We start from the raw sequence: 19,602 nt of genomic DNA on the forward strand, positions 1-19,602 counted from the left end.
TTCGCTCGATGCCGCGTCCGTCCGCGAGACCCGCAGCCTTACCCGGCACTCTCCGGTTCTCCGTCCTCGGCCCGCTCGCCGTACACCGGGACGACCGGCCGCTTCCCCTCGGCCCGTTGAAACAGCGCGTCGTGCTCGCGACGCTCCTCGGATCCGCCAACAGCCCGGTCTCCGTCGACGCGTTGACCGACGCCGTCTGGCCGGAGGAACCCCCGCGCACCGCCCGCAAGAACCTCCAGGTGTACGTGAGCGCCCTGCGCGCGCTGCTCGGCGAGGACGACGGGGACGGGCCGCGGCTCACCCACACGTGCGGGGGCTATGCGCTGCGCGCGACGGAGGACGAGCTCGACCTCCTGCGGTTCCGTTCCCTGGTGCGGGCCGCCGAGGGGCAGCGGCCCGCCCCCGCCGCCCGGCTCCTCCGGCAGGCCCTCGGCCTGTGGCAGGGCCCGCCGCTCGGCGACGACCTGCGGCACTCGCCCCGGCTCGCCGAGGAGGCCGAGCGGCTCGAACTGCGCCATCTGACGGCGTACGAGAACTGGGCCGAGGCGGAGCTGGCACTCGGCGGCGCGCCGGCGGTGGCCGAGGGGCTGCGGGACCTGGTGGAACGACACCCGCTGCGGGAGCGCCTCAGGTCCGCCTGGATGTGCGCGCTCCACGGGTCCGGCCGGCAGGCCGAGGCACTCGCGGTGTACGACGACTACCGGCAGCTCCTCGCCAGGGAACTGGGCCTTGAGCCGAGCGGCGCCATGGCGGCCCGGTACCGGGCGATCCTCGCGGGTGACGGCCGCGCCGGGGCGGCGGGCGGCGCCGGCGGCCAGGTCGCCCCCGCCCCCGGCGCCCGCCGCCCGGCCCCGGTCGTCCTCCCTCCCGATCTCGTCGACCTCACCGGCCACGGCGAGGAACTCCGGTACCTCGTCCACGCGTTGGAGGACGACGGAGCCGGCGGGGTCGTACTGCTGTCAGGACCCGCCGGGGCGGGGAAGACGACGCTCGCGGTCCGCGCCGCCCACCTGCTCGGTGACCGGTTCGCCGACGGACGGCTCTGCGTGTCCCTGCGGGCGGCGGACGGCCGCCCCCGCCCGCAGGCCTCCGTGCTCGCGGAACTCGGCGAACGGACGGGGCAACCCGGGCTGTCCGACCCCGGGGCGTGGCGCGAGTGGCTCGCGGAGCACCGCGTCCTGGTGATCCTGGACGACGTGCCCGAGGAGCGCGCCGTACGGCCCCTCCTCCCGTGCGGAGGCCGGGGCAGGGTGCTGCTCACCGCACGCGGACAGCTGGGCGGCCTCGCCCCCGTACACCGGGTGCCCGTCCCGCCGCTCGGCACCGCGGAGGCGCTCCAGCTGCTCACCGGGCTCGTCGGCGGGAGCCGGGTGCGGGCCGACCGGGAGGCCGCGCTGCGCATCGTCCGCGCCTGCGGCGGGTCGCCGCTCGCGGTCCGGGTCAGCGGCATGCGGCTCGCGGTGCTCCGCCACGTACCGCTGCGGGAGTTCGCGGACCGGCTCACCGACCCCGTCGGGGCCCTCGACGAGCTGACCTCGGGGGACGTGTCCGTGCGGCGGTGGCTCGCCGACGGCTGGGAGGCGCTGCCGGCGGAGTGCGGCCGGGACGCGGGTCGCCTCGCGGCGGGCACGGGGGACGGTCCGTTCGGCCTGAGCGAGGCGGCCGAGGCCCTCGGGTGCGACGAGCGGCACGCCGTACGGGTGGTGGAGGCGCTGATCGACGCCGGAATGGTCACCTCACCCGGCGGCGAGGTCACCGCCCACGCGGCCCAGTACGAACTGCCGTACCTGATAAGGCTGTACGCCCGCGGCACCGGTACTGGAACGCCGGTGCTGACCCCGGGCTGAGGGACCGGCGCCGCGTGGATGTCCGGTGCGGGCCCCGGACTGAGCGGAGCCCGCACCGGAACAGCGACACCCGCCCCTCCGGTGGCCGCCCCTCAGGTCCCCGCCCCCGCCCCCCGCTCCGGGGCCGGGAGTCCCACCTGACCCGCGAGGAACGCCAGGCACTCCGCCTGCAGCGCCACCGCCCGGGACGCGGCGCGGTCGCCGTGGCCGACGCCGCGCTCGAGCCGCAGCAGAATCGGTCCGGCGCCCGACGAGGCGTGCTGGAGCGCCGCGCACATCTTGCGGGCGTGCAGCGGATCGGTCCTGGTGTCGCCGTCCGCGGCCGTGAGCAGCACCGCCGGGTACGCGGTCCCCGGGGCCACGCGGTGGTACGGCGAGTAGCCGAGCAGCGTCGGCAGTTGCTCCGGGTCCCGCGCACTGCCGTACTCGGGCGTCCAGCTGGGCCCGAGGCCGGACAGCTCGTACCGCACCATGTCCAGGAGCGGGGCCATGCACACCACGGCCGCGTACCTTCCCGGCTGCTGGGTGAGGGCGGCGCCGACGAGCAGTCCCCCGTTGGAGCCGCCCATGATCGCGAGTCGGCCCGGTTCCGTCCAGCCCTCCGCGACCAGCCGGTCGGCGGCGGCGGCGAAGTCGTCGAAGGTGTTCTGCTTGTGCGGCCCACTGCCGGCCCGGTGCCACGCCTCGCCCTCCTCGCCGCCCCCGCGCAGCCCCGCCCAGGCGAACACCCCGCCCGCCCTGACCCAGGCGAGGACCTGGGCGCGGTAGCGGGGCGACATCGTGCGGCCGAAGCCGCCGTACCCGGTGAGCAGCGTCGGACGCGGCACGTCCGGGCTTCCGGTGGGGGAGATCACGAACATGCGGACCGTCGTCCCGTCGCTCGACGGGAAGGCGACCTGCCGGGTCACCGCGCCGCCGACCGCCGGGCCGTCCGGGGCGTCGCGCTCCCAGCGCGTCACCCGGCACGTGCGCGCGTCGAAGCGGAGCACCCGCGGCGGCGTGACGAAGTCGGTGTACGCGAACCAGGCCTCGTGACTGCCGGGCGGCCCGGCCGAGAAGTCGCCGACGGCGCCGGTACCGGGCAGCGGGACCGTGGCCACCTGACGGCCCTCCACCAGGTCGTGCACGGTCACCTCGGCGACCGTGTCCCGGGTCCAGGCGGCGAGGCCGAGCGGACGGTCGAGCTCGGGCCCGGACAGCACGACGAGATGGGTCAGTACCGCGTCGGGCCGCTCCGGGACGACCTCGTGCCAGGCGTCGGGGCCCAGGTGGAGCGCGTCGGGCCGGCAGGCGACGACACGGCCTCGGGCGGCGTCGCGGTCCGTGCGCAGCCACACCCGGTCCTGGGGGCCGGTGCCGGGCACGGCGTGTAGCCGGGTGGCGGCCTCCCTGCCCTCCTGGACCGGCCGCAGCGGCGGACGTTCGAGCGGTCCCGCGGTCAGGTCGGCGAGGTACAGGTCGGTGCCCCGGCCGGTGCCGAGCGTGGCCGTGACGCCGAGCCACCGGCCGTCCGCCGTCACGGAGACGCTGTAGAACTGGGTGGCGTCCCGCCCTTCACCGAACACGACGGCGTCCGCGTCGGCCGCCGTCCCGACCCGGTGCAGGCAGACCCGGCGGTGGTAGCGCTCCTCGCCGGGGTTGAGCCGGGGGTCCAGGCGTCTGACGTAGTAGAACGCCCCGCCCCCGGGCAGCCAGCCGACCGACGACTTCCGCACCCGGTCCACCGGCCCGTCGACGACCTTCCCGGTGGCGACGTCCATCACGTGGAGCAGCGAGTCCTCCGTGCCGTCCCGCGACACCTGAAAGGCCAGCAGATCACCCTCCACGGAGGGTTCCCAGGCGTCGAGCACGGTCCGCCCGGACGGGTCGAGGACACCGGGGTCGAGCAGCACCTGCTCCACCGCGTCCGGGCCGGTCTCCGCGACCACGAGCACCGGATGCTCCTGACCGGCGCCCTGCCGCAGCCAGAACACCCGGTCGCCGCGGACCTTGGGCGACCTGACGCGGTCGACCGCGTCGAGCGCCGCGACCTCCGCCTCCCACCGCTCCAGGCCGGGCAGGGCCCCGCGCTCCGCCTCGTACAGGGCTTCCTGCTCCGCGCTCCAGCGAAGCGTCGAGGGGGCGTCGGCGTCCTCCAGCCAGCGGTACGGGTCGGGGATCCGCAGCCCGTGGAGTTCCTCGACGATGTCCTGCCGCTCCGCACGGGGGTAGGCGCGTGGGGTCGGGAGCCGTCTCGATCGGGCGTCGTCGGGGGTCACTCGCTGCTCCCTCTCTCGGGGCGGGGCGGACGGGGGGCGGGTGCCGCGGCCGTACCGGCACCAGCACCGGCCTTCTCGACGGCGTCCGCGTCGTCCCCGGCGTCCCCGGCGTCCTCGGCCGCGCTCTGCGTGCTCTCCGCGTTCTCCGCGCTCTCCGTGCCGGGCAGGGACAGCCAGGCGTAGACGCCGGACACCACGACGATCAGCCCGGACACCGCGAAGATCGTGTCGATCGGGCCGAACCGGATGCCACCGACCGAGCCCGCGAAGCCGTGGAGCACGGAACCGGCGAGCCAGCCGGACAGGACCGCCGAGAGCATCGACGCCAGCTTCGTCACCGGGTAGAACACGGCCATCACCCGCCCCCGGTACTCCGGCGGCGCCGCCGCGAGCAGCAGCGGAGCCATCGCGGTGTTCAGGACGGTGAGCGGCACGGTGAAGACGAACAGCACGGCGACACCGGCGAGGAAGCCGCTCTGACGGGAGTACGCGACGAGCAGCACACCGCTCACGAGCAGGCTGATCCAGGTGCTCCGCCGGGCGCCGAACCACTGCACCACCCGGCCCGCGCACAGCGCGCCCGTGATGCCGCCGACGCCCATGGCCATGCCGACGTACCCGTAGAGATGGGCCTCCGCGTGGAGGTTGTCGGTGGTGAAGAAGACGTTGAGGGTGCTCAGCGCGCCGATGCCGAACTGGCCGATGACGGCGAGCAGGAGCAGCGCGACCAGGAACCTGCTGCGGGCGAAGAAGCGCAGGCCGTCCGTGAACTCCCGCCGCAGACCGCCCTTCGGGCGCTCGGCCGGCTTCCGCCCGGCCCCCTGCCCGGCCGGGCCCGAGGCCGCCGGTCCCGCTCCGATGGAACGGATGGCGACGTACGACACCCCGTACGACAGCGCGTTGAAGAGCAGGGCCCACTGGATTCCGGCGGTGAAGAGCAGCGGCGCGGCGAGGGGTGGCCCGATGATCCACGCCGTCTCGCCGGTCGCCTGCGCGATGCCGGCCGCTCGGGCGCGGTCGGCGTCCCCGGTGACGAGGTCCGCGAGGATCGCGAAGCGCGCAGGCGAGAAGAACTGCCCGGCCGCGTGCAGCAGGAGCACCGTCACGTACACGAGGGCGAGCCAGACGCCCGCCGGGAGGGCGTCGGTCGGCAGGAAGGAGACGACGGTCAGCAGGGCCACGAGCGCGCCGCGGACCGCCTCGCTGAGCAGCATCGTGGCGCGCTTGTCCCAGCGGTCGACGAAGACGCCCGCGAGCGGACCGATGACGAGGACGGCGGCGCTCGACGCCATCAGGACACCGCTGACCGCCATCGGCGCCCAGGTCTCGTCCTTGGCCAGGACGGTCGCCACCCACAGCACCAGGGTGGTGCTGAAGACGGCGTCGCCGACGGACGAGACGGCCTGGCCGAACCACAGCCGGGTGTAGTCGCGGTTGATCAGCGTCAGCGTGAGCCGGGGCCGCGGACGCGGACGCGTTGTCACGACGGCCCCGGCGACGCGACGGCGAGCGCCATGAGGGCGGTGACCAGGGTCGTGTGGTACGCCTTCCGGAAGAACTCCCCTGCGGGGGCGGAGGGCGGCGCCGTGAGCGCCGTCGAGCGGCCCGGGATGGCGCCGTCGGGCCGCTGGGCCCGCGCCAGGCACTCCACGGCGGCGGCTCCCGAGGGCGTGCGCAGCGGATCGCTCCCCAGGATGGACTGGGTGAGGACGAGTTCCGCGGCCAGGTCCCACCGGTCGTACGCGACGCAGTGCCGCAGCATCCGGTCGACCAGGTCCTCCGCGTGCGCCCGTTCACGCCCGGAGAGACCGGGCGCGGTCCGGCCGAAGTCCCCGAGATAGAACGCGGTGTGCGTCAGTGCGTACGCCTCCGGGGTGGTGAGCGGCGCCGCCCCGTCCCGAGAGCCCGCCTCCCCGGGGCCGGCGGCGCGGAGGGCGACCAGCGGGCTCCGCGGGACGAGTTCGGCGTACGGCTCGATGGTGTGGCGGACACCGGCCTTGTCCGCGTAGTGGCGGAGCTCGATGCGCCGGTACGGAGACCTCCCCGGCACCGAGAGGAACCCCGGGTCCAGCCGGGCGAGCGTGTCCCGGCACAGGGTGTCGTCGATCCCGTCGGGCGCCAGGGCGGCGAAGATCAGCCCGTACGTGGAGGAGTACGCGGGGTCCTCGTCGAACAGGGGCGGAAAGTCCGGATGCTGCCAGAGCTTCCGGACGAGGGCCGTCGCCCCGTCGAGCGCGCCGTCGAGCGCCTCGGGGGCGCCGCCCGGGCGGGCCGCGCAGTGGCAGAGCAGCGCCAGCTCCAGCGCGGCCTTCGCCTGGCCGGCCTTCGTCCTGTCGGGCGTCGAAGGCCCGGCGCTCGCCGAGAACGGGTCGAAGTGGTCCAGGTTCCCTCCCAGCCAGTCGAGCGCGCCGGCCGCGAGCTGCTCCAGAGGTGAGGCCATGGCTACAGGCGCCCCGTCTCCTGCAGATGGTCGAGCAGGGCCGTGTCCACGACGTCACGGAACCGCGCGAGCGTCCGCGCGTTCTCGTCGTAGCGGTACAGGTCCTGGCAGGCGATCCAGCGGTCGCGGGTCTCCGCACCGGGCAGATAGCCGTCGGCGACCGTTCCGACCTCCCAGTCGGGCTTTCCCGCGGTCTCCCAGCAGCTGGCCAAAGTGCCGTCGGCGCTCACCACCGCCCCGTAACGCCCGTCGGCGTGACCGCAGGTGACGCAGGTCTTCCGGGCGCCGGGGCGGCTCACGGTGAAGCCGAGGTCGAGCGCCCTGCGCTGCCACCGGGTGAAGGCGGCGGACAGTTCACCGGTGTGCAGCAGGCTGTTGGCGTACCCGACGCCCACGTCCCCGACCCGGGCGAAGTACAGGGTGCACCGCGCCGGGTCGACGGCGCCCACGAGCCGGTCGATGAGCGCGTCGACGCCGTGGAAGGTCTCCTGGGATACGTTCACCCGCAGGGTCCACTGGAGCGGGGTCGCCTCGGAGGCCTTCACGATGTTGCGGACGATCTTGTCGAAGGTCCCGCTGCCGTCCGCCCTGCCGATCCGGATCCGGTCGTGATCGGCGCGGTCGCCGTCGAAGGTGACCTGGACGGAGGTCAGGCCGCGGTCGGAGAGCCGCCGCGCGAGCGACGGGGTGAGCAGCGTCGCGTTGGAGATCATCCAGGCCGACGTCGGCGCGATGTCCGCAGCCCGCTCCAGGAGTTCCAGACAACCGCGCGGATTGAGCAGCGGCTCCCCGCCGAAGAGGAGGATCCTGAGCTTCTCCAGGCCTACGGCGGCCATCTGCCGCTCGGTGAAGCCGAGGATCGAGGTGATCGTCTCGGAGGAGAGACGGGTCCTGGCGATCCGGGGCGGCCGGCTGCCGCCCGCCGCGTCCTGCGCGGTGTTCTGGAAGCAGTAGCCGCAGCCGAGGTTGCAGTGGGTGCTGGTGAGGACGGTGAGGGCGTACGCCCGTACGCGGGCGGGAGTGAACATGCCGCTGTCGCGCAGCCGGTCAGCGGCCTCGGGGCGCAGGGTCCCGTCGTCGGTGACGTGCCGGCCACCGAGCTTGGCCACCCCGCCGGGCCCGAGGAACCACCAGTTCCGCTCGCCCCGGAGGAGACGGGCGCTGGAGGGGACGGGGCTGGTGGCCGGGGTCGGCGCGGTCGGGGCCCGCTCAGTCGTCAGGGTCCGCTCAGTCGTCAGGATCCGCTCGGTGGTCAGGGCCGAGACCGGGGTCGTCGCCTGGTCCGTGGTCATCGTGTCTCCTCCCGTGCTGTCGAGGCTCCCGCCGTGGCGAGTCCGCCTGCCCCATGTCCGCCGCTCGTGGCGATCAGCGTGGCGAGCGCCGTGACGAGGGTCGCCTGGTAGGACTTCCGGAAGAAGTCCACCGGCGTCGCGTCCGCCGGCGCCCGCCGGGCGACGGACCGTCCGGGGATCGCGCCGCCGGGGGTCTGGACCTCGGCGAGCATCCGGAACCCGGTCGCCCCCGACGGGGTGCTCAGCGGCTCCGCGCCCAGGCAGAACTGGGTGAGCAGCAGCTTGCCCACCAGGTCCCATTCGCCGAGCCCCACGCAGTGCTCCGTGAGCCGCTCCACGACACCGAGCAGCTGCCCCCGGGCCTCCTCGGTCAGGCCGGGGTCCCGCAGGCCGAAGTCACTGAGGTAGAAGACGGTGTGGGTGACCACGCACACGTCGAGGTCGGCCGAGGGCAGCGTGGCGGCCCTGGCCGGCAGGCTGGACGCGTACAGCTCCCGGTACGGGGCGAACCGGTGCTCGGCGCCCGCGAGATCGGCGTAGTACCTGGCCTCCAGATGCAGGTACGGCGACTTCCGTAGCGGTGCCAGATAGCCGTCGGCCGTCAGGCGGGCCAGTACGGCGCGCGGCGCGTCGGTGTCGGCCCCGGACGGTGTGAGCCCCGCGTACATCAGCTCGAACTGCCGCGCGTACCGGCGGTCGAGGGTGAGGAGCTGCGGGAACTCCGTTCGTTCCCAGGCGTGTTGGACCACGCCGGCAACCCCGGCGAGCGCCGGGTCGTCGGGTACCGCGTGTCCCCAGTGGCGGCGGAGCAGCGCGAGCTGGAGGAGGGCCTTGACGCGCGGGGTCGCGGGCAACTCGGCGCGCCCGGCGGGGGAGTCGAGGTATCCCGCGTGCTGCCCGATCCAGTGCCGCACACCCGCGGACAGACTCGTCACGGCCTCATCGAGGCCGGCTGATCGCGTACTCATGGTCCTCCTTCGGGGTTGCGGATGCCTGGGCGACGCGCTCGACGACGTCGGCCGCGCGCGCCGCGCCGTCCGGTGCGGCCAGCCTGCCGCCGAGCGCACGGGCGCGACCCCGCAGACCGTCGTCGTGCCACGCCCGCGCGAGGAGCGCCGACGGATCGTCGGCGGACGTGCTGTTCGGTACGCACACGGCCACGCCGGCCCGTACGCAGGCGCCGGTGAGCAGCGGCTGCTCGGAGCCGTTGGGCGAGAGCGCGAGGGGCCGGCCGCGCAGGAGGGCGGCCAGGACCGGAGCGGAGGTGCCGTTGGCCAGCACCATCCCGGCCAGGTCGACGAGCGGGCCCATCCACGGCTTGCGGACCAGCAGGATGTCGGCGTCCGGCGCGGGCCGCGGCTCGGTGGAGCGGCCCTGCTCGACCACGGCCTGGAACGGGCCGCCGGTGAACGCCTCGTTGAGCCGGGGCCACAGGCTGTTCCCCCCGAAGAAGCGGCCCAGGTGGACGTAGACGACGGGTTTCCCGGACCGTGCCACGTGGTCCGCGACCGCCTCGACCTCCGCCGGATCGGGCTTCGGTTCCCACGCCAACGGGCCCACGTGCCGTACGCGCTCGGGGAGTTCCGCGCCCGGATACTCGAGCGCCGGGTCCCCGCGGAGCAGCAGTGCGTCACCGGGCAGCGGATCGTCCCACCGGGGCGCGCGCCCGGCCAGGCCGACCTCCTCGCGCGTGGCGGTGTGGATCGCCCGGCTGTCGAGGGTCCGGCTCGCCCGGGTCCTGCCCAGGTGCGGTTCGTCGTCGCCGCCCGTGCGGTAGTCCCAGAGATGGACCGAGAGCCCGATCACGACCACCGGAACGTCCAGGGCCTCGGCGGCGAGCAGGGCGCCGTTGCACAGCACGGAGGTGACCAGCACGTCGGCGCCCGCGTCGCGGGCGGCGCGCAGGGTCGCCCGGTACTGCGCCGGGCCGGTCTTCCCCCACCACGTGGCGGAGAAGGCCTGGCGTCCGCCGTAGTCCTCCGCGGCCGCGAACGGGAGTCCGGCCTCCGCCACGAAGGGCGCGGCGGTGGCCCGGCCGAGGACGCCGACCTGGTGGCCACGGCGCCGTAGTTCACGCCCGGCCGCGATCGCCGGGTAGAGGTAGCCGCCGTCGCTGAGCGGGCAGAGCAGGATCTTCACGACGAACGTGCTCCCTCGGGCGGTGGCGGGCGGGTAGGGGGAAAGGGGCCCGGGTGGGCCGCGGGCCCCCCGGCTCCTGGCACGATCTGCCGAGAACCGGGTGGCCCGCGCGGTGCTTCAGAACTCGGCGATCTCGGTCAGGAGAGGTCGCTGGAGTTGTTGACGACGCAGCCGGCCTCGGCCTCCTCGTCCTCGCTGTGGGCGACGACCTCGATGTCCTCGTCCTCGGGCTTCGGGTTCGTGTTCTCGGGCATGTTCGTCCTCCTTGGTCGGCGGCGTCGCTGCGCCGGCTGGGAATGAACGTACGGACGCTCGGTATGGGAACGCCTGGTCGTCGGTTCGAGGCTGGTATACGGCGACGACGCGGGCGCGGAACGTCTTCCGGGGAGCCGGCCGCGCCCGCCGAGGTACGACACACTCGGTCCCGCGCACCCGCCCCGACCTGCGAATTAACCGATGACCAGGCGTTCCCGAACCAGAAGTCTGGCGCCCCGCGCCACGATCCGTGCGACGCCCTGCGCGACGACGAGCGACGTACGAGCGAAGCCGCGCGCAGGGCACTAGCGGCGCCCCGCGCGGCGAACGAGCAGCGTGCAAGCGCAGAGGCGCACGGAGGAGGCGACATGGACCTGGCGGAGCTGATCGGCCTGCGGCCGGTGCCCTGCGGCGGCCTCCTCGTGGCGCTCACCCGCCGCTGCCCCCTGAGCTGCGCGCACTGCTCCACCGACTCCTCCCTGTCGGTGTCCGAACGGCCCGACCCCGAGCAACTCCTGCGCTTCGTCGGATCGTTCGGTACGGACGACCGCCCCGAGGTGGTCATGCTCACCGGCGGCGAACCCCTGCTGCTGCCGGAGCTGGTCGTCCGTCTGGCGGCACGCGCGCGTGCAGCGGGTTCCCGGGTGGCGCTGCTCAGCGGGATGTTCTTCGCCCGTGAAGGGCGCGTCCCGGACCGGATCATACGGGCGATCACGGCCCTCGACCACTTCTCGGCGAGCCTGGACGTCCACCACGAGCGCGAGGTCCCGCGCGCCGACGTGCTGCGCGTCCTGCGGTCCGTCCTCGACGCCGGAACCCCCGTCAGCGTCCACCTCACCGGATCCGGCCCCGACGACCCGTATCTCGCGGAAGCGGTCGCGGACATCGGCCGCGTCTTCGCCGGCCGGGTGCCGCTCCTCGTCAACGAGGTCCGGCCGCTCGGCCGCGCCGCGGGCCTCGTCCGCGGCACACCGCCCGGACCCGGAGGCTCCCTGACGGCGCCGTGCGCCCTCGCCGCCTGGCCGGTGGTCGCCTTCGACGGGACGGTGGCGGCCTGCTGCAACCAGTGGACGGTGGACCGGCGCCCCGTTCCCCCGCACCTGCGGCTCGGCCACATCGCGGAGGACGACTGGCCGGCCGTCCGCGCCCGCTCCCTCGGCTCCCCGGTACTGCGGATGCTGCGGGCCGTCGGCCCCCAGCGGCTGCACGCCCGTTACGCGACCTCGCCCGCCCCGGCCGGCTACTGCCGCAGCTGCCACGCACTCGCCGACCGCCCCGAGGTCCTCGCGGGCGCGGCCCGTGACGCCGGCGGCCGGGTCGGCGAACTGCTCGACCGGCTCAGCGCCCAGGAGCAGCTGGCCGCAGGACCCGCCGCCCTGGTACGCCGCCTGGGCTGCGCCCGCTACGCGCACCTGGTCGAGTCGCCTCCCGCAGAGGAGCGGAGCAGCCGATGAACACGTGGAGCCGCCGATGAACACCACCGCGTCCCTCACCCTCAGGACCACGCTGACACCCACCGCGCCCGTTCTCCGGGCCGCGATCGCGTCCCTCTGGCGACCGGACGGCCTGCGGCAGCGCTACCCGCGCTACCTCGCCGCCATGTATCCGCTCGTACGGGCCTCGGTGCCGCTCCTCCAACGGGCCGCCGCGCGGTGCGCCGAGCTGGGCGACCCGGCCGCGCGGCTCCTGGCGGCGTACTGCCTCCGCCACGCCGAGGAGGAGCGCGGCCACGACCTCTGGCTGCTCGACGACCTGGCCGCCACCGGCGCCGGTCCTGACGCCGTGCCGCACCCCGTCGCCGTCGAACTCGCCGGCGCGCAGTACTACCGGATCGAGTACGAGCACCCCGTCACCCTGCTCGGCTACATCGCGGTCCTGGAGGGCAACGCGCCCGGGCCGCGGCTCGCCGACCGCCTCGCCGCGGGCACCGGGTTCCCCGACGGCGCGTTCCGCACCCTCAGGGAACACGCGGAGCTCGACGGAGGCCACCTCGACGACCTGTACCGCGTACTCGACGCACTCGCGCCGACCCCCGCCCAGCGGACCGCCGTCTCGGTCAGCGCGCTGCACACGACCCATCTGCTCACCCGGCTCTTCCTCTCCCTCGCCACGGCCCCAGGAGGACACCCGTGACCGACGACACCGCTCCGCCCTCCCTGGAGGCGCTCGCCGCCGCGGGCTTCGACGTCGACGCCCTCAGCGACGAGCAGCACGAGGTCCTGCGCGCGCTCACCCGCGAGGAACTGGCCCTGCTCGTCGACATCAGAGGGCGGCTCGACGCGGCGGCCCCCGAGGTACAGGCCCATGCCGACGTCGCGGGCGGCGCCCTCTTCTGAACCCCGGCCGCCCGCCGTCCCGTGTCCACCGGAGGAACCCATGTCCTGCGCCTCGTGCCGGAGCGAGCTGCCGCCCGGCGCCCGGTTCTGCCCTTCGTGCGGCAGCCCGAGCACCCCCGGGCCGGTCATGGCCAGACCGACCGGCCGCAAGGTGGTGACCGTCCTCTTCTGCGACCTGGTGGGCTCCACGGCGCTCTCAGGAGCGCTGGACGCGGAGACCCTGCGCTCGGTGACGCTCCGCTGGTTCGACCTGATGCGGCTGCGGATCGAGGACCAGGGCGGCACCGTGGAGAAGTTCATCGGCGACGCCGTGATGGCCGTCTTCGGCGTGCCGGCCGTACGGGAGGACGACGCCCGCCGGGCACTCGCGGCAGCCCTCGCCATGCGCGAGGCGCTCGCCGGGCTCAACGCCCGTCTCGAACCGGCCGTCGGCGTACGCCTCCAGATGCGCATCGGTGTCAACACCGGGCAGGTGGTGGCGGGTTCGGCGAACCTGCGCCAGGCGATGGTCTCCGGCGAACCGGTCAACGTCGCCGCACGCCTGGAACAGAACGCCGCCGCGGGGGAGATCCTCATCGGCCCCGACACCCTGGCCGCAGCCGGGCCGGGCATCCGCACGACGGAGACCGGCCCGCTGCTGCTCAAGGGCAAGAGCGACCGTGTCCCCGCGTACCGCCTCCTCGGCCTGGACGAGGAGGACGGCCCGGAGGCACTGCGCCGCTTCGACCTCGGCTTCGTCGGCAGATCTCGTGAACTCACGCTGCTGAAGGGGGCGTTGGAGCGCGTGGTACGGACCCGCCGGGCGGGTCGGCTGGTGGTCGGAGGGGAGGCGGGGCAGGGCAAGACGAGGCTGGTACGGGAGTGGATGCACCGGGCGACGAGGACGACGCCGGTGACGACCACGACGGCGCTGGTGACGACCGCGACGGCGCCTACGACCCCGCAGGAGGCCACGAGGGCCACGGGGGCCACGACCATGCCGGGTCCCGGCCGTCCGCACCACGGAGTCGGGCGCTGTCGGGCCCGTGGCGAACAGCCCAGCCTCGGACCGCTCGCCGACGCCGTGGCCGACCTCCTCAAGACCGGCGGCAGGCCCACCCCGTCGCCCGAACTCGACCTGCTTGACGGGGGTCTGCTCCTGGACGGGACGCCCAACCCCTCGCCGGCGGACACCTGCGCGGCGCTGGCCAAGGTCCTCGCGGAGCTGTCGGCGACGCGCCCCGTCGTGCTGGTGATCGACGACTGCCACTGGGCGGCGCGGCCGCTCTTCGAGGCGCTCGACCGGCTGCTGCGCGCACTGACGGACGCCGCCGTCCTGATCGTTCTCCTCACCCGCCCCCAACTGTTCGACACCCGGCCCGAACTGGCCGAGGGCGCGGTGCCGCTCGGCGGGCTCTCCGACGCCGAGGCCCAGCTGCTCGCGGCCGAGCTGACCGGGGGACCGGCGAGCGGCGAGCCGCTCGACCCCCGGGTCCTGGCACGGGTGGGCGGGAATCCGCTGCACCTGGAGCAGTTGCTGGTCGCGGGTGACCCGGTCGACGCGGAGAGCGTCCCGCTCCAGCTCCAGGCCCTGATCGGTGCCCGGATCGACGCGCTCGACCCGCCGGAACACCGGGCGCTCGGCCTGGCGTCCGTCCTGGGCGGCGACTTCACCGCGGAGGAACTGGTCGCGCTCGCCGGCCCTCCGGCGGAGGCGTGGACCGGTTCCGAACTCCGTGCCACGCTGCACCGACTGGTCCTGCACCGGCTGATCAGGCCGGACGGCGAGGCGTTCCGCTTCGCCGGAGGGCTGATCCAGGAGGTCGTGTACGCCAGCCAGTCCAAGATGGACCGGGCCGACCGGCACGAACGGGCGGCACGACTCGACTCGGTCCGCGACCGGGGCAGCGCCGCGGTCGGCGCCCACCTGGAACACGCGTACCGCTACCGGGTCGAGCTGGGCGCGCAGGACCCGCACACCGACGGGCTGCGCCGACGCGCCGCGAACGCGCTCGCCGAGGCCGGCCGGCTGGCGCTGGCCCACGCCGACCCCGTATGGGCCGCCGACCTCCTGTCGAGGGCCACGGCCCGGTACGCACCGGGCGAACCGGGCAGCACGGCGGCCCGTCGGCGCCTGGGCCAGACACTCCTGGACCTGGGACGCGGCCCGGAAGGCAAAACCCTCCTCGAAGAGGTCCTGACGGAGGCGGCCCCCCCACCCGACACCGCACGCAACGGCGCGACGGGCGTCCTGCCCGGTGATACGACGGGCGTCCCGCTCCGTGGCGCGTCGGCCGGCACCCCCGCCGACGCCGCCTCTGGTCCCCCGCCCGGCGCCACTTCCGACGCCCCGTTCGGCGCCGCATCCGGCGACCCGTCCGCCGGCTCACTCGGTGCCCCCGGCGACCCGTCCGGTCTCTCACCGCTCCGTGCCACCGGCACCCCCGTCACGGAAGTCGTCGTCGAGGCCGCACACGCCCGGCTCGCCCTGGCCTCCGTCGGGCCCTCCGCAGGGAGGGGCGAGTCGGCCGCCGAAGCCGCCGGCGCCACCCTTCCGGTCTTCGCCGCCGCCGGCGACGACCTCGGCCAGGCCAAGGCCTGCCTCCGGCTCGCCCAGCGCGCCCAGGAACAGGGCCGGCACCGAGCGGCGGAGCGGCTGCTCGCCCGTGCGCTCGACCACGCGGTACGCGCGGACGCGGAGCCGGAGCGGGCCGCGGCCCTCGGCGCGACAGGGGTCTCGCTGTGGCGGGGCCCCCAACCCGTCGCGGACGCCATCGCCCGCTGCCGTGGACTCCTCGCCGACCAAGGGGTCGGGCGCCGAGCCGTCCGGCTCACGCTCAACTGCCCCCTGGCGGTGCTCCTCGCCCTCCACGACGACCGTGACGGCGCCCTGGCCTGCCTCGCCGAGGCGGACCAACTCGCGAAGCGGCTCGGGTACGCCGAGGCCGACGCGTTCCTGCCGATCTTCGCCGCGACCGTGGCCGACCTGGCCGGCCGCCCGGACGAGGCCCTCCTGAGCCTGGAGCGGGCCGCCGCTTCCGCGCGGGAACTCGGCGCCACAGGCCTGCTGCACGGTGCACTGCTCGACGCCGCCCGCATCCGGCTGGACCTCGGCGACTGGCGTACCGCCCACAGCACCCTCGCCGAACTGGAGGGGGAGGAGCGGGACGAACCGGCGCGGCCACGCGCCGAGTCGGCCGACCTCGACGGCCTGCGCGCCCGGATCGCCGCGGCGCGGGGGCAGTCGACGGCCGCCACCCGGCTGGCCGCGCGGGCGCTCGCCACCGCCGGCAGCACCGACTCGCCGATCGTCCAGGGCCTCGCCGCCCTGGACCTCGCCCGCACGGCCCTCGCGCTCGGCCGCCCGGCCGACGCGGCAGAAGCGGCGACACGCGCACGCACTTTCTTCGCGGCCAAGGGCCATCTCCCCGCCGCACGCCAGGCGGAGGCCGTAGCCGAGATGTCCGGCGTACGAGAAATCGAAGCGCCCCGCGTGCGCGTCATCGATGCGTCCGGCGCACGCGACCCCAAGGCAGCCCCCGTACGTGAGGCCGACGCATCGGGCGCCCGGGACCGGCCCCCGAGGCGTACGCCGGGTACGGCGGGAGCCCACCGGCCCGAGCCCGCCGCCGACCCCCACCCCCGCCACGCCGTCGAACGGCCCACCGACGCCGGAGAGGAGGCACCACGATGACGACCCTGCGGCCACCGACGACGCCCGGACTCACCTGGGGACTGCGCGGGCGCGGCCCCGCCGACGTACCCGTGGAGGCCGACGGGCCCCCGGACGCGCCCGAGGACGGCCTCGGCCTCCTCGGCGGTACGGGCCGCGGCATCCGCGTCTGCGTCGTCGACTCGGGTGTCGAGCGGGACCACCCCATGGTCGGCCCGGTCGACGGGTCGTGGCGCGTCTTCAAGGACGACGAAGGGGTCCATGTCGAGGAGACGGACGAGGGTGACGCCTGCGGTCACGGCACCGCCTGCGCCGGGATCATCCGGCGCACCGCGCCGGACTGCGAGCTGACCAGCGTCCGGGTCCTCGGTGAACGTTTCTCCGGCAGCGGCGACGTCCTGCTCGAAGGCATCCGGTGGGCCGTACGGCAGCGGTTCGACGTGGTGAACCTGAGCCTGTCCACCAGCAGCGACCGTTTCGTGGAGGAGCTGCGCCGACTCGCCGACGAGGCGTACTTCCAGCAGACCGTGATCGTCGCCTCCGCGCACAACACCCACGTGGAAAGCTTTCCCTGGCGGTTCTCCTCGGTGATCTCGGTGGGCAGCCACCAGGAGGACGACCCGGACCTCCACCTCTACAACCCCGATCCGCCGGTGGAGTTCTTCGCCCCGGGCCAGCGGGTCCAGGTGGCGTGGCTCGGCGGCACGTCGATCCGCAGCTCCGGCAACAGCTTCGCCACGCCGTTCATCGCGGGGCTCTGCGCGCGGATCCTGTCGAGCCACCCCCGGCTGACGCCGTTCCAGTTGAAGAACGCCCTGTACCTGTCCGCAGCCAACGTCCGTGTCCACGGGCGCCGGTAACGACCGGCGCCGGAAGGGAACCCCCATGGCCCAGACGATCACCCCCGTCGCGTCCGCGGCACGCCAACCCGATCCGGCCATGCAGGAGCTGCTGCAGTCGGTGGTGGACACCGCGCGCGCCCTCTTCGGCGCCCAGGCGAGTTCCATCATGCTCCTGGAGGCCGCGGCGGACGAGCTCGTCTTCGAGGCCGTGTCCGGGCAGGGCCAGGGCTTCCTGGTCGGCCGGCGGTTCCCGGCCGGACGGGGGATCGCCGGCTGGGTGGCCGCGTCGGGGGAGCCGATGGTGGTCGACGACCTGCACGACAGCGCGCCCTTCGACCGGGACATCGCCGAGTCCACCGGGTACGTCCCGAACGCGCTGATGGCCGCCCCCCTCATCCACGGGAACCGCGTCCTCGGCGTCCTCGAGGTACTCGACCCGTCCCCGCAGGCCCGGTCCAGCCTGACGGAACTCGACCTGCTGTGCCTCTTCGCCCGTCAGGCCGCCGTCGCCCTGAACGTCCTCGTCACCCACACACGGCGCCTGCAAGCCCCGGAAGCCCCCGACGACCCCTCCCGCACCGAACTCCTCCGCCTCCTCTCGGAGGCCCGCCGCCTCCTCGGCGACTGACCGACCCTGACCGCGGCTGTCCCCGACGGGCGTCCTCACTCCACCCGGATCGCAAGCACACACGCGTCGTCCCCCTGGCCCGCGATCTCCGGATCCGCCAGCAGGGTGTCGATCACCTGCTGGGGGGCCGCGGTCGACGACGCCTCCACCGCGCGGGCGAGCCGGTCGATGCCCACGGTCACGTCCTCGTCCCGGCGCTCGACCATGCCGTCGGTGTAGAGCACCAGCAGATCGCCCGGCAGGAGCGGGGTCGACGAGGTCTCGTACGCGTACCCCGGCAGCGCGCCGAGGAGCGGGCCGCGCTGCTCCGTCGCCAGCGGCTCGGCGCGCCCGTCGCGCAGCAGCAGCGGCGCGGGGTGGCCCGCGTCGGCCCAGTGCAGGACCTTGTCGTCGTCGAGGTGGCCGGCCACCATCGTGGCCGTCTGCCCCGCGGGATCGCTGCACACCAGGTCGTTCATCCAGGTCGTGATCTCCCCGGCGGACGAACCCGTCTGCGCGAGGCCCGCCAGCGCGTGCCGCTGCTGCGCCATCCGCGCGACGGCGTCCAGACCGTGCCCCGACGCGTCGCCGATCGCCACGAGCACCCGGCCGTCCGAGAGCAGCCGGCACTTGTACCAGTCGCCGCCCACCGCCGCGTCGGGCTCGGCCGGCCGGTAGGAGGCGGCCACGGTGAGGCCGACCGCCGCCAGCGCCTCCGAGTGCGTGGGAAGGATCGCCTCGCGCAGCGCGTCGGCGACCCTCCGTTCCGCTTCGGTCTGCCGGCGCAGCCGGTCCGACTCCCGCTCCGTCTCGGCGAGCCGTCGCCGACTGCGGATCTGCGGGGTGAGGTCGCGGGCCACCAGGTTGACGGCCCACGTCCTGCCGTCCGTACCGGTGACGGGCCGCCCGAGGAGGTCGAGCGTACGAAGCTCGCCCAGGACCACGAAACGGATCCGGGTCCAGGCGGGCTCCTCGCCCGCGAGGACCGACGTGAGGAACTCGGAGAACGCCGTCAGGTCGTCCGGCAGCAGCGCGTCGCACAACTGGTCCAGGGTCCACGGCATGCGCACATCGGCGTGGAAGATCCGGCTCAGCCCCTCCGACCAGGTCACCTTCCCGGAGAGCAGGTCCCAGTTCCCCCAGCCCATCGACGCCAGGAACTGGGCGTCGATCGTCAGCAGCTCCGCCTGGCTCTGCACGGGCCGCCACGTCGCGAGGACCTGTTCGCCGCAGCGGGCCGCGGAGTACAGCAGCGGAGCGCGGTGGATCCGGCCGAGCCGCTGCTCCGTGTAGTCGACGACGAGCCCGTCGAGGGGTTTGCCGGAGTCCACGACGTCCGCGAGGGCGGCGAGCAGACCCGAGTTCGCCGCGCCCGGCCGGGCCTCCAGGAACCGCTGGCCGACCTGGTGGTCCGGCGCCTCCAGCCAGTCCGCCGACCGGACCCGGTTGCCGGCCACGATCCGGAAGTCCAGGACGGAGCCCGACGCGTCCCCCACCGGTTCGAGCAGCACGGCGGAGACCGGGATCGCGGCGAGCACCGAGCAGATCCCGCTGCCGCCCGGCTCGTGGGTGCTGCACAGGCACCGCGTCGCCCCGTCCATCTCCGCGGAGGGCGGAAGCACCGCAAGGGACTGCAACGGCGACGCCATCTCGGCGCCGGTCGTTCCGCCCAGGGGCCGTTCCGTGTTCCGGCGTACCGTCGCGCGCAGGGCGGTGACCTCACGGCCGATCATGCCCTTCAGGGCGTGCACGCTGTCGGGCAGGGGAAAGCTCATCGATCGCCTCCGAGTACCACGTGACGTACCGCTTGCCTCCGAGCACCGGCGGCACATCGCTCGGTTCCGCTGACCACTCGACCGGCGGCGGCGGCTGTACGGGCGCCAGGGCGCCGACCGCCAGGGGGCGGCTGCCCGCCGCCGACCGCTTCATGCGCG

14 protein-coding genes are annotated in these 19,602 nt (G+C 74.7%); 7 read left to right on the forward strand and 7 right to left on the reverse strand.

Features of this window, described 5'->3' with window-relative positions; translation table 11 throughout:
• The first annotated feature begins 8 nt into the window (after window positions 1-8).
• Window positions 9-1,847: an AfsR/SARP family transcriptional regulator gene (locus tag ABT034_RS08290; protein ID WP_351212569.1), complete on the forward strand. Its 1,839-nt coding sequence runs from the start codon at window positions 9-11 to the stop codon at window positions 1,845-1,847.
• 92 nt (window positions 1,848-1,939) lie between these two features.
• Here the strand turns inward: ABT034_RS08290 and ABT034_RS08295 are convergent, their stop codons facing one another.
• Genes ABT034_RS08295 through ABT034_RS08320 form a run of 6 tightly spaced genes read right to left on the reverse strand, consistent with a single transcriptional unit; the run spans window position 1,940 to window position 9,976 of the window.
• Entirely contained in the window at window positions 1,940-4,105 is a 2,166-nt protein-coding gene (locus ABT034_RS08295) for a prolyl oligopeptidase family serine peptidase (protein ID WP_351212571.1), read from the reverse strand.
• Entirely contained in the window at window positions 4,102-5,589 is a 1,488-nt protein-coding gene (locus ABT034_RS08300) for an MFS transporter (protein ID WP_351212573.1), read from the reverse strand. Before ABT034_RS08300 ends, ABT034_RS08295 begins: the two co-directional genes overlap by 4 nt.
• Window positions 5,586-6,545, reverse strand: coding sequence for a DUF6895 family protein (locus ABT034_RS08305; RefSeq protein ID WP_351212575.1), 960 nt, complete (start codon window positions 6,543-6,545; stop codon window positions 5,586-5,588). Before ABT034_RS08305 ends, ABT034_RS08300 begins: the two co-directional genes overlap by 4 nt.
• Window positions 6,546-6,547: 2 nt before the next feature.
• On the reverse strand, window positions 6,548-7,837 hold the full coding sequence (locus tag ABT034_RS08310) for a radical SAM protein (RefSeq protein WP_351212577.1): 1,290 nt from the start codon (window positions 7,835-7,837) through the stop codon (window positions 6,548-6,550).
• Window positions 7,834-8,805, reverse strand: a complete 972-nt coding sequence (locus tag ABT034_RS08315) for a DUF6895 family protein (protein WP_351212579.1) — start codon at window positions 8,803-8,805, stop codon at window positions 7,834-7,836. Before ABT034_RS08315 ends, ABT034_RS08310 begins: the two co-directional genes overlap by 4 nt.
• Window positions 8,777-9,976, reverse strand: a complete 1,200-nt coding sequence (locus ABT034_RS08320) for a glycosyltransferase (RefSeq protein ID WP_351212581.1) — start codon at window positions 9,974-9,976, stop codon at window positions 8,777-8,779. Before ABT034_RS08320 ends, ABT034_RS08315 begins: the two co-directional genes overlap by 29 nt.
• Before the next feature lie 623 nt (window positions 9,977-10,599).
• Here ABT034_RS08320 and ABT034_RS08325 point away from each other — a divergent pair.
• Genes ABT034_RS08325 through ABT034_RS08350 form a run of 6 tightly spaced genes read left to right on the forward strand, consistent with a single transcriptional unit; the run spans window position 10,600 to window position 17,689 of the window.
• Window positions 10,600-11,685: a radical SAM protein gene (locus ABT034_RS08325; protein ID WP_351212583.1), complete on the forward strand. Its 1,086-nt coding sequence runs from the start codon at window positions 10,600-10,602 to the stop codon at window positions 11,683-11,685.
• Between the two features lie 16 nt (window positions 11,686-11,701).
• Complete coding sequence (locus ABT034_RS08330; protein WP_351212585.1) at window positions 11,702-12,364, forward strand: iron-containing redox enzyme family protein; 663 nt, start codon at window positions 11,702-11,704, stop codon at window positions 12,362-12,364.
• Window positions 12,361-12,567: an aroma-sacti cluster domain-containing protein gene (locus ABT034_RS08335; protein WP_351212587.1), complete on the forward strand. Its 207-nt coding sequence runs from the start codon at window positions 12,361-12,363 to the stop codon at window positions 12,565-12,567. Before ABT034_RS08330 ends, ABT034_RS08335 begins: the two co-directional genes overlap by 4 nt.
• Window positions 12,568-12,607: 40 nt before the next feature.
• Window positions 12,608-16,240 carry an adenylate/guanylate cyclase domain-containing protein gene (locus ABT034_RS08340; RefSeq protein WP_502972838.1) on the forward strand — a complete coding sequence of 1,211 codons (3,633 nt, stop codon included), beginning with the start codon at window positions 12,608-12,610 and terminating at the stop codon, window positions 16,238-16,240.
• Complete coding sequence (locus ABT034_RS08345) at window positions 16,237-17,079, forward strand: S8 family peptidase (protein ID WP_351212591.1); 843 nt, start codon at window positions 16,237-16,239, stop codon at window positions 17,077-17,079. Before ABT034_RS08340 ends, ABT034_RS08345 begins: the two co-directional genes overlap by 4 nt.
• Window positions 17,080-17,104: 25 nt before the next feature.
• Window positions 17,105-17,689 carry a GAF domain-containing protein gene (locus ABT034_RS08350; protein ID WP_351212593.1) on the forward strand — a complete coding sequence of 195 codons (585 nt, stop codon included), beginning with the start codon at window positions 17,105-17,107 and terminating at the stop codon, window positions 17,687-17,689.
• A 35-nt stretch (window positions 17,690-17,724) separates the two neighbouring features.
• Here ABT034_RS08350 and ABT034_RS08355 read toward each other — a convergent pair whose 3' ends face one another.
• Entirely contained in the window at window positions 17,725-19,443 is a 1,719-nt protein-coding gene (locus ABT034_RS08355; RefSeq protein ID WP_351212595.1) for a PP2C family protein-serine/threonine phosphatase, read from the reverse strand.
• Window positions 19,444-19,602: the final 159 nt, after the last annotated feature.

This window comes from Streptomyces sp. NPDC002773 (assembly GCF_040295605.1).
GTDB lineage: Bacteria > Actinomycetota > Actinomycetes > Streptomycetales > Streptomycetaceae > Streptomyces.